This window comes from Pseudomonas koreensis, assembly GCF_024169245.1.
GTDB lineage: Bacteria > Pseudomonadota > Gammaproteobacteria > Pseudomonadales > Pseudomonadaceae > Aquipseudomonas > Aquipseudomonas koreensis_F.
Window position 1 is genome coordinate 630,845 of record NZ_JALJWP010000001.1, and the last position, 13,735, is coordinate 644,579.

The window sequence follows — 13,735 nt, forward strand, 5'->3', positions numbered from 1 at the left end:
TAGAAATCAACATTCAACACCGTCTCGGTGGAATGCTCATTTCTAAGCTTTCAAACTTCAGAAGCAGTAGTGGTGGAGCCAAGCGGGATCGAACCGCTGACCTCCTGCGTGCAAGGCAGGCGCTCTCCCAGCTGAGCTATGGCCCCGTATTTCTACAGGCGTTTCCCACACAAAATTGGTGGGTCTGGGCAGATTCGAACTGCCGACCTCACCCTTATCAGGGGTGCGCTCTAACCAACTGAGCTACAGACCCAATTTCGGGCTGCTTCTATCGTCTTCTTCAATGAATCAAGCAATTCGTGTGGGAGCTCATGCAGCAGCTGATGTCGTCGATTAAGGAGGTGATCCAGCCGCAGGTTCCCCTACGGCTACCTTGTTACGACTTCACCCCAGTCATGAATCACACCGTGGTAACCGTCCCCCCGAAGGTTAGACTAGCTACTTCTGGTGCAACCCACTCCCATGGTGTGACGGGCGGTGTGTACAAGGCCCGGGAACGTATTCACCGCGACATTCTGATTCGCGATTACTAGCGATTCCGACTTCACGCAGTCGAGTTGCAGACTGCGATCCGGACTACGATCGGTTTTATGGGATTAGCTCCACCTCGCGGCTTGGCAACCCTTTGTACCGACCATTGTAGCACGTGTGTAGCCCAGGCCGTAAGGGCCATGATGACTTGACGTCATCCCCACCTTCCTCCGGTTTGTCACCGGCAGTCTCCTTAGAGTGCCCACCATAACGTGCTGGTAACTAAGGACAAGGGTTGCGCTCGTTACGGGACTTAACCCAACATCTCACGACACGAGCTGACGACAGCCATGCAGCACCTGTCTCAATGTTCCCGAAGGCACCAATCCATCTCTGGAAAGTTCATTGGATGTCAAGGCCTGGTAAGGTTCTTCGCGTTGCTTCGAATTAAACCACATGCTCCACCGCTTGTGCGGGCCCCCGTCAATTCATTTGAGTTTTAACCTTGCGGCCGTACTCCCCAGGCGGTCAACTTAATGCGTTAGCTGCGCCACTAAGAGCTCAAGGCTCCCAACGGCTAGTTGACATCGTTTACGGCGTGGACTACCAGGGTATCTAATCCTGTTTGCTCCCCACGCTTTCGCACCTCAGTGTCAGTATCAGTCCAGGTGGTCGCCTTCGCCACTGGTGTTCCTTCCTATATCTACGCATTTCACCGCTACACAGGAAATTCCACCACCCTCTACCATACTCTAGCTTGCCAGTTTTGGATGCAGTTCCCAGGTTGAGCCCGGGGATTTCACATCCAACTTAACAAACCACCTACGCGCGCTTTACGCCCAGTAATTCCGATTAACGCTTGCACCCTCTGTATTACCGCGGCTGCTGGCACAGAGTTAGCCGGTGCTTATTCTGTCGGTAACGTCAAAATTGCAGAGTATTAATCTACAACCCTTCCTCCCAACTTAAAGTGCTTTACAATCCGAAGACCTTCTTCACACACGCGGCATGGCTGGATCAGGCTTTCGCCCATTGTCCAATATTCCCCACTGCTGCCTCCCGTAGGAGTCTGGACCGTGTCTCAGTTCCAGTGTGACTGATCATCCTCTCAGACCAGTTACGGATCGTCGCCTTGGTGAGCCATTACCTCACCAACTAGCTAATCCGACCTAGGCTCATCTGATAGCGCAAGGCCCGAAGGTCCCCTGCTTTCTCCCGTAGGACGTATGCGGTATTAGCGTTCCTTTCGAAACGTTGTCCCCCACTACCAGGCAGATTCCTAGGCATTACTCACCCGTCCGCCGCTGAATCCAGGAGCAAGCTCCTTTCATCCGCTCGACTTGCATGTGTTAGGCCTGCCGCCAGCGTTCAATCTGAGCCATGATCAAACTCTTCAGTTCAAACATCTTTGGGTTTTTAAGAAACCCTAAACTTGGCTCAGCAATCGTTGGTTACATCTTTGATTTCTCGCGGAGCAACTTGTGATGCTGATAATCTTTTTGACTATCAGTCTGACTGCACAAGCACCCACACGAATTGCTTGATTCAGTTGTTAAAGAGCGGTTGGTTAAGATCTTTCGTCTCAACCGAGGCGCGCATTCTACAGCAGCCTCATTTGCTGTCAAGTGATTATTTTCAGAAGTTTTCGAAGAATTCTTCAACAACTTCAACCACTTGCGCTTCCGATCTCTCGTTAGCGGGAGGCGAATTCTACAGCGTTAATCGCTGCTGTCAACACCTCTTTTTCTCCGCTTTCGACCGAGAAGATCGAACCGTTAAAAGAGCCACACATCACTGCTCTTTCAACTCCTTCCAGACTTCGATGACCTGAAGCAAGCCGCTGCCGAAAACTGCGTAACTCTTTGAATCTCAAGGAATTTTCCGTTTCGACTGCGCCGGAAGTGGGGCGAATTATAGACCTCTAAAATTCGCCGTCAACCCCTAACTCCAACATTATTCAGATTTTAGCGTGATACGTGCAAAAGCCTTCTTGCCGGCTTGGCAAACGTGAGTCGCGCCCAGTACATATATAAAGGAGCGGTCAACCACTTCACCATCAACACGCACCCCGCCCACTGCCAACAGATCACGCGCCGCCGCCGAGTTCTTCACCAGACCAGCTTTATTAAGGACGGCTGCGATAGGCATGTCTTCTGCCGAAGCCAGTTCAATATCAGGCAAGTCATCTGGAAGCTCGCCATCCTTCATGCGGTTGCCAGCGCCACGGTGAGCATTTGCCGCCGCTTCTTCACCATGGAAACGCGCAACGATCTCTTCAGCCAGCTTGATCTTGATGTCACGCGGGTTCGCGCCAGCTTCAACGTCAGCCCGGAATGCGTTGATCTCATCCATCGAGCGGAAGCTGAGCAGTTCGAAGTAACGCCACATCAGCGCATCCGGAATAGAAACCAGCTTGCTGTACATTACGCCCGGCGCTTCCTGGATACCGACATAGTTACCCAGCGACTTGGACATCTTCTTCACGCCATCCAGACCTTCCAGCAATGGCATGGTCAGAATGCACTGAGCTTCCTGGCCATAACCACGCTGCAATTCGCGCCCCATCAGCAGGTTGAATTTCTGATCGGTACCGCCCAGCTCGACATCCGCGCGCAGCGCGACAGAGTCATAACCCTGCACCAGCGGATAGAGGAACTCGTGAATAGCGATTGGCTGATTGGTGGTGTAACGCTTGTCGAAGTCATCGCGCTCGAGCATGCGAGCGACAGTGTATTGGGAAGTCAGACGAATGAAATCCGCCGGCCCCATCTTGTCCATCCAGGTGGAGTTGAAGGCAACTTCGGTTTTCGCCGGATCGAGAATTTTGAAGACCTGAGTCTTGTAGGTCTCGGCATTCTCGAGAACCTGCTCGCGCGTCAACGGCGGGCGCGTAGCACTCTTGCCGCTCGGATCACCGATCATCCCGGTGAAGTCACCTATAAGGAAGATCACCTGATGCCCCAGCTCCTGGAACTGGCGCAGCTTATTAATAAGCACGGTATGACCCAGATGCAGATCCGGAGCGGTCGGATCGAAACCAGCCTTGATACGCAGCGGTTGACCGCGCTTGAGCTTCTCGACCAGCTCGGACTCGACCAATAGTTCTTCCGCACCACGTTTAATCAGCGCTAGCTGCTCTTCAACCGACTTCATAACAGACCCGCAAGGCTCAGATTCAAAGGGAACCAACCATACAAGAACGCGCACCAATTACAAGTTTTGCCCGGCGCACGGACACCAATCCACAGACCCAAGGTCTGCAGACTTGCTTCAGAGATGATTTGGTTATATTTTATACAGTTATTTCATCTTCATCATGTCATTCATCTTTTCCAATTCATCTATTTCAAAGTCAAAAATTACCTATGACCACAGAACCGTCTAAAGCGCCCCCGCTTTACCCGAAGACCCACCTGCTCGCCGCAAGTGGAATCGCCGCCCTTCTCAGCCTGGCGCTGCTGGTATTTCCTTCCAGCGATGTTGAAGCCAAAAAGACGACTCTGAGTCTTGAACTGGAAAGTCCTGCTGAACAACTGACACAAGATCAAGACGCTGCTGACGCGGCTCAAGCCACAAACGAGCCAGCAGCTTCGCCGTTCGCACAAATTGAAAACAGCGACGAAAGTGCCGCGCAAACCGCTGAAACCGCACCGGCGCCTGTTGCGCCTGCCGAGAAAGCAAAAGAGCCTGGTCACCGCGAGGTCGTGGTTTCCAAGGGCGATACGCTGTCTACCCTGTTTGAAAAAGTCGGTCTGCCAGCAGCCTCCGTGCACGAAGTACTGGCAAGCGACAAGCAAGCCAAACAGTTCAGCCAGCTCAAGCGCGGTCAGAAACTCGAGTTCGAACTGAATCCGGAAGGCCAGTTGACCAGCCTGCACAGCAAGGTCAGCGACGTTGAAACCATCACCCTGACCAAGAACGACAAAGGTTATTCGTTCAACCGTGTCACCGCCAAGCCAACCGTTCGCACTGCCTACGTCCATGGCGTCATCAACAGTTCACTGTCGCAGTCGGCTGCGCGCGCTGGCCTCTCTCACAGCCTGACCATGGATATGGCCAGCGTCTTCGGCTACGACGTCGACTTTGCACAGGACATTCGCCAGGGTGACGAATTCGATGTGATCTACGAGCAGAAAGTCATCAACGGCAAGGCTGTCGGCACCGGCCCGATCCTGTCCGCGCGTTTCACCAACCGCGGCAAGACCTATACCGCCGTTCGCTACACCAACAAACAAGGCAACAGCAGTTATTACACCGCCGATGGCAACAGCATGCGCAAGGCTTTCATCCGTACACCGGTTGACTTCGCCCGTATCAGCTCGAAGTTCTCCATGGGCCGCAAGCACCCGATTCTCAACAAGATCCGCGCCCACAAAGGCGTGGACTATGCCGCGCCCCGTGGCACGCCAATCAAGGCTGCCGGTGATGGAAAAGTGTTGCTGGCCGGCCGTCGTGGTGGTTACGGCAACACCGTGATCATTCAGCACGGCAACACCTACCGTACGCTATATGGCCACATGCAGGGTTTCGCCAAGGGTGTGAAAACCGGCGGTACCGTCAAGCAGGGTCAAGTCATTGGCTACATCGGCACTACCGGCCTTTCTACCGGCCCACACTTGCACTATGAGTTCCAGGTCAACGGCGTTCACGTCGATCCGCTGGGTCAGAAGCTGCCAATGGCCGATCCGATCGCCAAGTCCGAACGCGCGCGCTTCCTCGCGCAGAGCCAACCACTGATGGCGCGCATGGATCAAGAAAAGGCCACGATGCTGGCTTCGAGCAAGCGCTAAGCATGGCTCTGTATATCGGCGTGATGTCCGGAACCAGTCTCGACGGGCTGGACATCGCCCTGATCGAGCAAACCTCGGCGATCAAACTGATCGCCACCCACTACCTGCCAATGCCTGAATCCCTGCGCGCCGAGCTACTTGGCTTGTGCGCCAGCGGCCCCGATGAGATCGCACGCTCTGCGATTGCCCAGCAACACTGGGTCGAGCTCGCGGCCTCAGGTGTTCACGCCCTCCTCGCCCAACAACAGCTCCAACCCGACGCCATCCGCGCTATCGGCAGCCACGGTCAGACCATTCGCCATGAACCGGCACGCGGCTTCACCGTGCAGATCGGCAATCCAGCCCTGCTGACTGAGCTGACCGGCATTACCGTCGTCAGTGATTTCCGCAGCCGCGATGTCGCAGCGGGTGGCCAGGGCGCACCTCTGGTGCCAGCCTTCCACGAGGCTTTATTTGAAGAGCGTACCGGTAACCAGGCGGTCTTGAATGTCGGCGGATTCAGCAACCTCAGCCTGATTGAGCCGAACAAACCTGTAGCCGGTTTCGACTGTGGCCCGGGAAATGTGCTGATGGATGCCTGGATTCACCGGCAACGCGGCGAAAACTATGACCGGGACGGGCAGTGGGCTGCGACCGGCACGGTTCAGCCAAGCCTGCTCAAAGCAATGCTCAGCGACCCGTTCTTCGTGACCAAAGGCCCGAAGAGTACCGGCCGTGAAGTGTTCAATCTGCCCTGGCTGGAACAACATCTCTCGCGCCTGCAGAATTTTGCGGCCGAAGACGTTCAGGCCACGCTACTCGAACTGACGGCACTGACCATCGTCGAGTCGCTGCAAAGCGCTCAGTCGGACACCCAGGAATTGCTGGTGTGTGGCGGCGGTGCCCATAACGCCACGCTGATGAAACGTCTGGCGGATCTGCTGCCAAATACCCAAGTCGCCAGCACCGCAACTCACGGGGTTGATCCGGATTGGGTAGAAGCCATGGCTTTCGCCTGGCTCGCTCATTGCTGTCTGGAAGGCATCGCCGCCAATCGGCCAAGCGTCACCGGCGCTCGCGGTCTGCGCGTACTTGGCGCCATCTACCCGGCATAATCTTCAGACACAAAAACGCCGCAGAATCGAAAGGCTCTGCGGCGTTTTGTTGTGTGCGGTGAAGCGCGATCAGATCGAGAACGAAGACCCGCAACCACAAGTAGTTGTCGCGTTCGGGTTCTTGATCACGAAGCGCGAACCTTCCAGACCTTCCTGATAATCCACCTCGGCACCGGCCAGGTACTGGAAGCTCATTGGATCGACCACCAGGCTCACGCCTTCGCGCTCGACGATGGTGTCGTCATCGGCCACGTCTTCATCGAAGGTAAAACCGTATTGAAACCCTGAACAACCGCCGCCCGTAACGAATACGCGCAGCTTCAAGCGATCATTCCCCTCTTCATCGACCAGGCTCTTCACCTTGTGCGCAGCACCTTGAGTGAATTGCAAAGCCGTGGGGGTGAAGGATTCGACGCTCATGCTGACTATCTCCCGGCGTTACGCCGCCATAATGCGTGATGACGCGCATTATCCGCTTGTCCTAGAAAATTGGTCAACTATTAGAGGAGCAGCGGCAAGCTTCAAGCAGTGAGCTTCAAGCTTGCGGCTCATTACCGGTGGCTGCCGTTAAGGAAGCATGCCGGCGTGGGACAGGCCGAAACGCTCGTCCAGTCCGAACAGGATGTTCATGTTCTGCACCGCCTGGCCCGAGGCACCCTTGACCAGATTGTCGATCACCGAAAGCACCACCACCAGATCGCCATCCTGCGGACGATGCACAGCGATGCGGCATACGTTAGCGCCACGCACGCTTCGGGTTTCCGGATGGCTGCCGGCTGGCATTACATCGACGAACGGTTCGTTGGCGTAGCGCTTTTCGAACAGCGCCTGCAGATCCACCGAGCGATCGACCACGGTCGCATAGAGCGTGGAGTGAATACCGCGAATCATCGGCGTCAGGTGCGGCACGAAGGTCAGGCCGACATCTTTGCCCGCCGCGCGGCGCAGGCCCTGGCGGATTTCCGGCAGGTGGCGATGACCTTTTACCGCGTAGGCCTTCATGCTTTCGGACGTCTCGGAGTACAAAGAACTTACCGCCGCGCCACGCCCGGCACCGCTGACGCCGGATTTGCAGTCGGCGATCAGGCGCGAAGCATCGGCCAGACCCGCCTCAAGCAACGGCAGGAATCCCAATTGTGTAGCGGTTGGGTAGCAACCCGGCACCGCGATCAGGCGCGCTTTCTTGATCTGCTCGCGATTGACTTCCGGCAAGCCGTAGACGGCTTCGTCCAGCAGTTCTGGCGCGCCGTGCGGCTGGCCGTACCACTTGGCCCATTCATCAGCGTCTTGCAGACGGAAATCGGCCGATAGATCAATGACCTTGGTGCCCGCTGCCAGCAGTTCGCCTGCCAGTGCGTGCGCCACACCGTGCGGCGTTGCGAAAAACACCACATCGCATGCGCCGAGAGTTTTCACGTCCGGCACGCTGAACGCCAGGCCGTCATAGTGGCCGCGCAGGTTAGGGTACATGTCAGCCACGGCCAGACCGGCCTCGGATCGGGAAGTGATGACCACCACTTCTGCCTGCGGATGCTGTGCCAACAGACGCAGCAGTTCGACACCGGTGTAACCCGTGCCGCCGACGATACCGACCTTGACCATAAACCTGCCCTCAACGAACCCACTGGAAAGCCGTCGATAATAGGGGCCGCGCGCGCCTGCGACAACCGCCAAGGTGACGCGCGGACGCTCAAGCCTCTACTATCCGGCTACCGTGAATGAGGGAATAACCAAAAATGCTCTATCTATGGCTCAAAGCGTTTCACATCGTCAGTGTCGTCTGCTGGTTTGCCGGGCTGTTCTACTTGCCGCGCCTGTTCGTTTACCACGCGCAAAGCGCAGACACGATCAGCAAAGAACGCTTCAGCGTCATGGAGCGCAAGCTGTATCGCGGCATCATGGGCCCGGCGATGATCGCCACGCTGATCTTCGGTGGCTGGCTGATCTATCTCAACCCGACACTTTTCAGCCAGGGCGGCTGGATCCACGCCAAACTGACCCTGGTCGTAGTGCTGATCGGCTACCACCACATGTGCGGCGCGCAAGTAAAACGCTTCGCCCGTGGCGAAAACACCCGCAGCCATGTCTTTTATCGCTGGTTCAATGAAGTGCCGGTTCTGCTATTGCTGGCTATCGTAATTCTGGTCGTGGTCAAGCCGTTCTAATTTCTATAACTACAGATCTTCGGGGTGTTCACAATGTCGCTGCCCGCTTTGCTCGAACAATGTCTGCGTCTGCCCGTAGTAGCAGCGCCGATGTTCCTGATCTCCAATCCGGAGCTGGTGCTCGCCTGCTGCCGCAATGGCGTGGTCGGCAGTTTTCCAGCGCTGAACCAGCGCGAAAGCAGCGGATTCAAGGCCTGGCTGGAACAGATCGAGGCGGGCCTGGCGACGCTGGACAATCCAGCCCCGTATGCGGTGAACCTGATCGTTCATCACAGTAACCCGCGCCTGCAGGCGGATCTGGATATCTGCGTCGAGCACAAGGTACCGATTGTCATCACCAGCCTCGGCGCGGTGAAGGAACTGGTCGACGCGGTGCACAGCTATGGCGGTCTGGTGTTCCACGACGTGACCACGCGGCGCCATGCCGAGAAAGCCGCTGAAGCCGGGGTCGACGGGCTGATTGCCGTCGCGGCCGGCGCCGGCGGGCATGCCGGCACCTGGAGTCCATTTGCGCTGATCGCCGAGATTCGTCAGTTCTTCGACAAAACGTTGTTGCTTGCAGGATGCTTGAACCACGGCCATGAGATTCTCGCCGCACAGTTGCTCGGCGCGGATTTGGCCTACTTCGGTACGCGCTTTATCGGCACCACCGAAAGTCACGCGCCTGACGCTTACAAAGACATGCTGCTGACAGCCAAGGCGGCCGACATCATTCATACTCCAGCGGTGTCGGGAGTGCCGGCCAGCTTCATGCGCCAGAGCCTGGAGGCAGCCGGTTTCGACATGGCAGCGCTACAAGGCAAGGGCGAAGTGAATTTCGGCGACAAGCTCAAGCCGATCAATGATGAGGCCAAAGCCTGGAAGACCGTGTGGTCGGCGGGCCAGGGTGTTGGCCAGATTGACGATCTGCCGAACGTGGATCAACTGATTGCACGGCTCGACGCCGAATATCGTCAAGCCCAAACGCGCGCTGCACAGCTGCCACAACGCTGGCCGCGCTGAGAGATATACCTGGCCAGTCCTGATCAGACTGGCTGCCAAATTAATCGCGACAAGGATGCCTCGGCCATGAGCGAACCCCGTTACAAGATCGTCTTCGACGGCGCACTGCAACCCGGCGTCGACCTCACCACTGCCAAACTGAATCTGGCGGATCTGTTCAAAAGCGATGTGGCCGCCATCGAGCGCCTGTTCAGTGGCAGCGCCGTCGCCCTCAAACGGGATCTATCCCACAGTGATGCCCAGACCTATCTGCAAGCGTTGAGCAAAACCGGGATCGATGCGCGGATCGAAGCGGAAACTTCCATCGAGCTGAATCTGGCGGAGGTTCACGATAACACTGTCCCGGCGCCCGAGCCGGAGTCGCCGTACGCCCCACCGCGCGCAAATGTCGGTGAAGCTCTGCCGCCCTTCGCCACGCTCAAGCCATTCAGTGTTGAAGGCCGGATCGGTCGTCTGCGTTTTCTGGCTTGGACCATGGTCTTGACTCTGGTGACCCTGCCCATTGTCGGTGTGTTTGCCTTGTTTGCCTTGGGGCTGGTCAGCGGCGACTCAACCACCGGCCTGATCCTCGGCGGCATTCTGGCTGTCTTATTGTTCATTGGCTTCATGATCGTCAGCATTGTGTTCAGCGTTCAGCGCCTGCACGATATCGGCTGGTCGGGCTGGCTGTGGCTGTTGAATCTGGTGCCGTTCGTGGGCAGCTTTTTCCCGCTGGTGATCATGGTTGTTCCTGGCAATGCCGGCGCCAACCGCTACGGCCCGCCGCCACCGCCTAACAGCACGGCGGTCAAAGTGCTGTGCTCATTGTGGCTCGTGTTCTTCGCGCTGATTTTTGCCGCAGGTCTGCTTGGCGGCTTCTCGGCTGTGCAGGACGAATATGAAAGCAATCTGGAAAGCAGCTATGACAGCGGCTCGGTGACCGCCGACGAAGTTGAGGTCGTCGAACCGCCAGCGATTTCCACCGACGAGGCCGCCGAACCTGCGCAGGCCCCTGTAGACTCTGCAAAAGAATGAACAGCGCTCCCCGCCGTGACAACCGCGTCGCCGGCGCGGAGCTGTTGCGATGGAGAACTGCATGACCCGTTACGCTCTGATCACCGGCGCCTCCAGCGGCATCGGCCTGGCCATGGCCGAAGCGCTGGCCCGGCGTGGCCGCAGCCTGATTCTGGTGGCACGACAGCGTGATCAGCTGGAAAGTATCGCCATCGAGCTGACCCAGCGCTTTGATGTCGAAGTGTTGTTTCGTGCCTGCGACCTTGGCGAACCGTTGCGTCTGTCCGGCTTTTTGCTGGAGTTGGAAGAAGGCGACCGACAGATCGACCTGCTGGTCAATTGTGCCGGTATCGGTACATGTGGCCCGTTCCTCGCGCAGGACTGGATGACCGAGCAGGATTTGATCGAAGTGAATATCCTCGCTCTCACCCGCCTCTGTCATGCGGTGGGTAACAGCATGGCGCTTTTGGGGGGCGGGCATATCCTGAACGTCGCCTCGGTGGCCGCCTACAGCCCTGGTCCGTGGATGAGCACTTACTACGCCAGCAAAGCCTACGTGCTGCACTTTTCCGAAGCGTTGCGCGTTGAGCTTAAACAGAGCGGCGTGAAAGTCTCGGTACTGTGCCCCGGCCCGACCCGCACGGCGTTTTTCCGCACCGCGCAATTGAACAGCGAAAAAATCGACAGCAGCGATTCGATGATGAGCCCGGAAGAGGTCGCGCTGCACGCCGTGCGAGCGCTGGATAAAAACCGCGCCATCATCATTCCGGGACGACGCAACCGCTGGCTGGCGTTCCTGCCGCGACTGGGTTCGCGCTGGCTCAACCGGACGATTGTCGGCATGGTTAACAAGGCCTACTGCCCCCGTTGAACCGTCCTACGAAAATCACTGAGCAGCGATCTTTGCTCATGAGTACACTCAGACCAGCCCAAACAACGGAGAAAACAGCAGTGGATACTCTGTTCACCAAGATCATCAACCGGGAAATCCCGGCAAAGATCATTTACGAGGACGACCAGGTTCTGGCCTTCCACGACATCGCCCCACAGGCTCCGGTGCACTTTCTGGTGATCCCGAAGAAACCGGTACGCACGCTCAATGACCTGACCGAAGATGACAAGGCGCTGGCCGGGCATATCCTGTTCACCGCGCAACGTCTGGCGCTGGAACTGGGCTGCGAGGAAGGTTTCCGCGTGGTGATGAACTGCAATGAACTCGGCGGGCAGACTGTCTATCACATTCATATGCATGTGCTGGGGCAGCGTCAGATGAACTGGCCGCCGGGCTGAAACTCACCGCGGCCAGCGTGTAGGAGCTGCCGAAGGCTCGGGCCGCGTTCGGACGATCTTTTGATCTTGAAAAACCACAGCAAGATCAAAAGATCGCAGCCTTCGGCAGCTCCTACATGAAGCGCTTCAAACTCCCCAATGACCCAGCGCAAACCCTCGCCGGCCGATTCAGTTAAACTGGCCGCCGAGATTCTTCCCGGAGGTCAGCATGACTACCCAACGTCACTACTCGCCCATAGACCGCCTGCTGCTGCAAGCCGATGCCGCGATGCGCACGCTGTTGCCCTTCAGTGGCCAGCCGTATCGCCCATCCCCGGCGATTCTGCAGCCGGACACGCAGATGAGCGATGAAGACACCCGCCACGTGGCCGGCCTTATGCGCATCAACCATACCGGTGAGGTCTGTGCTCAGGCGCTGTACCAAGGACAGGCGTTGACTGCCAAGCTGCCGCAGGTACGTGAAGCCATGGAGCACGCGGCTGAAGAAGAGATCGATCATCTGGTCTGGTGCGAGCAACGCATCCATCAGTTGGGCAGTCATACCAGCGTCTTGAATCCACTGTTTTATGGCATGTCGTTCGGCATTGGTGCGGTGGCCGGGTTGATCAGCGACAAGGTCAGTCTTGGTTTCGTTGCGGCGACCGAGCATCAGGTGTGCAAACATCTGAATGAGCATCTGGAGCAATTGCCGGCCGAGGACGAGAAATCCCGGGCGATTCTTGAGCAGATGCGCATCGACGAAGAACATCACGCGGAAAGTGCTCTGGATGCGGGCGGGTTTCGTTTTCCGGCGCCGGTGAAGTTCGGCATGAGTTTGTTGGCGAAGGTGATGACCAAGAGTACCTATCGGATTTGAGTTCTGGGTCGATGCTGATGGCCTCATCGCGAGCAGGCTCACTCCTACAGGGCTCCGTATTCCAGCAATAAAAAAGGCGACTGCCGTGAGGGAGCCGCCTTTTTTGTGTCCGGGAATCTTAGGTCGGCATGTTGCGCGCGTAGAAGATTTCCAGCATTTCGTGTTTCACACGGTCGGTCACCTGGGCACGTTGCTCGGGCGAAAGGTTGCTGGTGGCGTCGCCGAACAGGTAGTTGTCCAGTTCGAAGTTCTTCAGCAGCATCTTGGTGTGGAAGAGGTTTTCCTGGTACACGTTCACGTCGGTCATCTGGTACGCGTCGCGGGTGTCTTCGGAGAGATAGTTCTGGATCGAGTTGATCTCGTGGTCGATGAAGTGCTTGTTGCCTTCAACGTCACGGGTGAAGCCGCGCACACGATAATCCACAGTCACGATGTCCGAATCGAACTGGTGAATGAGGAAGTTGAGCGCTTTGAGCGGTGAAATGACACCACAGGTCGACACGTCGATATCCACACGGAAGGTCGCAATACCATCGTCCGGATGGATTTCCGGGTAGGTGTGCACCGTGATGTGGCTCTTGTCGAGGTGGGCCAGAATGATTTCGGGCAACGGGCCCGGCGATTCTTCGATCTGGCTGTCAGTCGGGGTTACCGGCTCTTCCGAAATCAGAATCGTGACGCTGGCGCCCTGGGGTTCATAGTCCTGACTGGCAATGTTCAGGATGTTGGCACCAATGATCTCGACAACTTCTGTGAGAATCTGCGTCAGGCGTTTCGCGTTGTACTCTTGATTGATGTACTCGACGTAAGCCTGCTGGTCTTGCGGGGTTTCCGCGTAGCAGATGTCATAGATGTTGAAGCTCAAGGTCTTTGTCAGGTTATTGAACCCGTGGAGCTTGAGTTTGCTTTTCACCGTTAAAAACTCTCTATGTATGCGGCGCGGCCGCGTGATCAAGCATGCCCGTCAAGTGCGAACGACGCACCTGCGTAGGACGGTTAACACCTCTTCGCGATGGCGATTTTGGTTATCTGTTCAGGCGGATGACCTGTCGGCTGACCGATCACTGCCCTGAA

General features: G+C 56.9%; 12 protein-coding genes, 2 tRNA genes and 1 rRNA gene. 8 read left to right on the forward strand and 7 right to left on the reverse strand.

Annotated features, from left to right (window positions below; translation table 11 throughout):
* Positions 1 to 70: 70 nt before the first annotated feature.
* The 4 genes from J2Y90_RS02995 to tyrS form a co-directional block, all read right to left on the reverse strand.
* Positions 71 to 146, reverse strand: a tRNA-Ala gene (locus J2Y90_RS02995).
* 30 nt (positions 147 to 176) lie between these two features.
* Positions 177 to 253, reverse strand: a tRNA-Ile gene (locus J2Y90_RS03000).
* Between the two features lie 81 nt (positions 254 to 334).
* Positions 335 to 1,871 (reverse strand): 16S ribosomal RNA (locus J2Y90_RS03005).
* A 553-nt stretch (positions 1,872 to 2,424) separates the two neighbouring features.
* Complete coding sequence (gene tyrS, locus J2Y90_RS03010) at positions 2,425 to 3,624, reverse strand: tyrosine--tRNA ligase (protein WP_253496307.1); 1,200 nt, start codon at positions 3,622 to 3,624, stop codon at positions 2,425 to 2,427.
* 212 nt (positions 3,625 to 3,836) lie between these two features.
* Here tyrS and J2Y90_RS03015 point away from each other — a divergent pair, with 212 nt between their 5' ends.
* Together J2Y90_RS03015 and J2Y90_RS03020 are read left to right on the forward strand one after the other, a co-directional pair.
* Complete coding sequence (locus tag J2Y90_RS03015) at positions 3,837 to 5,261, forward strand: peptidoglycan DD-metalloendopeptidase family protein (protein ID WP_253496310.1); 1,425 nt, start codon at positions 3,837 to 3,839, stop codon at positions 5,259 to 5,261.
* A gap of 2 nt (positions 5,262 to 5,263) precedes the next feature.
* Positions 5,264 to 6,355, forward strand: a complete 1,092-nt coding sequence (locus J2Y90_RS03020) for an anhydro-N-acetylmuramic acid kinase (RefSeq protein ID WP_253496313.1) — start codon at positions 5,264 to 5,266, stop codon at positions 6,353 to 6,355.
* Between the two features lie 69 nt (positions 6,356 to 6,424).
* On the opposite strand, the gene erpA is transcribed toward J2Y90_RS03020, so the two are convergent.
* Both erpA and argC read right to left on the reverse strand, forming a co-directional pair.
* Entirely contained in the window at positions 6,425 to 6,775 is a 351-nt protein-coding gene (erpA, locus tag J2Y90_RS03025) for an iron-sulfur cluster insertion protein ErpA (protein ID WP_007918905.1), read from the reverse strand.
* A gap of 147 nt (positions 6,776 to 6,922) precedes the next feature.
* Entirely contained in the window at positions 6,923 to 7,957 is a 1,035-nt protein-coding gene (gene argC / locus J2Y90_RS03030) for an N-acetyl-gamma-glutamyl-phosphate reductase (RefSeq protein ID WP_253496316.1), read from the reverse strand.
* Positions 7,958 to 8,091: 134 nt separating this feature from the next.
* Here argC and hemJ point away from each other — a divergent pair, with 134 nt between their 5' ends.
* From hemJ to coq7, 6 genes are all read left to right on the forward strand, one after another.
* A complete protein-coding gene (gene hemJ, locus J2Y90_RS03035) occupies positions 8,092 to 8,520 on the forward strand; it encodes a protoporphyrinogen oxidase HemJ (RefSeq protein WP_253496320.1) in 429 nt (142 codons plus the stop codon).
* A gap of 33 nt (positions 8,521 to 8,553) precedes the next feature.
* A complete protein-coding gene (locus J2Y90_RS03040) occupies positions 8,554 to 9,522 on the forward strand; it encodes an NAD(P)H-dependent flavin oxidoreductase (RefSeq protein ID WP_253496323.1) in 969 nt (322 codons plus the stop codon).
* A gap of 66 nt (positions 9,523 to 9,588) precedes the next feature.
* Entirely contained in the window at positions 9,589 to 10,536 is a 948-nt protein-coding gene (locus J2Y90_RS03045) for a DUF805 domain-containing protein (protein ID WP_253496328.1), read from the forward strand.
* Between the two features lie 61 nt (positions 10,537 to 10,597).
* Entirely contained in the window at positions 10,598 to 11,386 is a 789-nt protein-coding gene (locus J2Y90_RS03050; RefSeq protein WP_253496331.1) for an SDR family NAD(P)-dependent oxidoreductase, read from the forward strand.
* A gap of 80 nt (positions 11,387 to 11,466) precedes the next feature.
* A complete protein-coding gene (locus J2Y90_RS03055) occupies positions 11,467 to 11,805 on the forward strand; it encodes a histidine triad nucleotide-binding protein (RefSeq protein WP_017128660.1) in 339 nt (112 codons plus the stop codon).
* Between the two features lie 208 nt (positions 11,806 to 12,013).
* The gene (gene coq7, locus J2Y90_RS03060; RefSeq protein ID WP_253496334.1) at positions 12,014 to 12,661 is read left to right on the forward strand and encodes a 2-polyprenyl-3-methyl-6-methoxy-1,4-benzoquinone monooxygenase; all 648 of its coding nucleotides are present in this window, start codon (positions 12,014 to 12,016) and stop codon (positions 12,659 to 12,661) included.
* 118 nt (positions 12,662 to 12,779) lie between these two features.
* On the opposite strand, the gene speD is transcribed toward coq7, so the two are convergent.
* Positions 12,780 to 13,574, reverse strand: coding sequence for an adenosylmethionine decarboxylase (gene speD, locus J2Y90_RS03065; protein WP_024014530.1), 795 nt, complete (start codon positions 13,572 to 13,574; stop codon positions 12,780 to 12,782).
* Positions 13,575 to 13,735 lie beyond the last annotated feature (161 nt).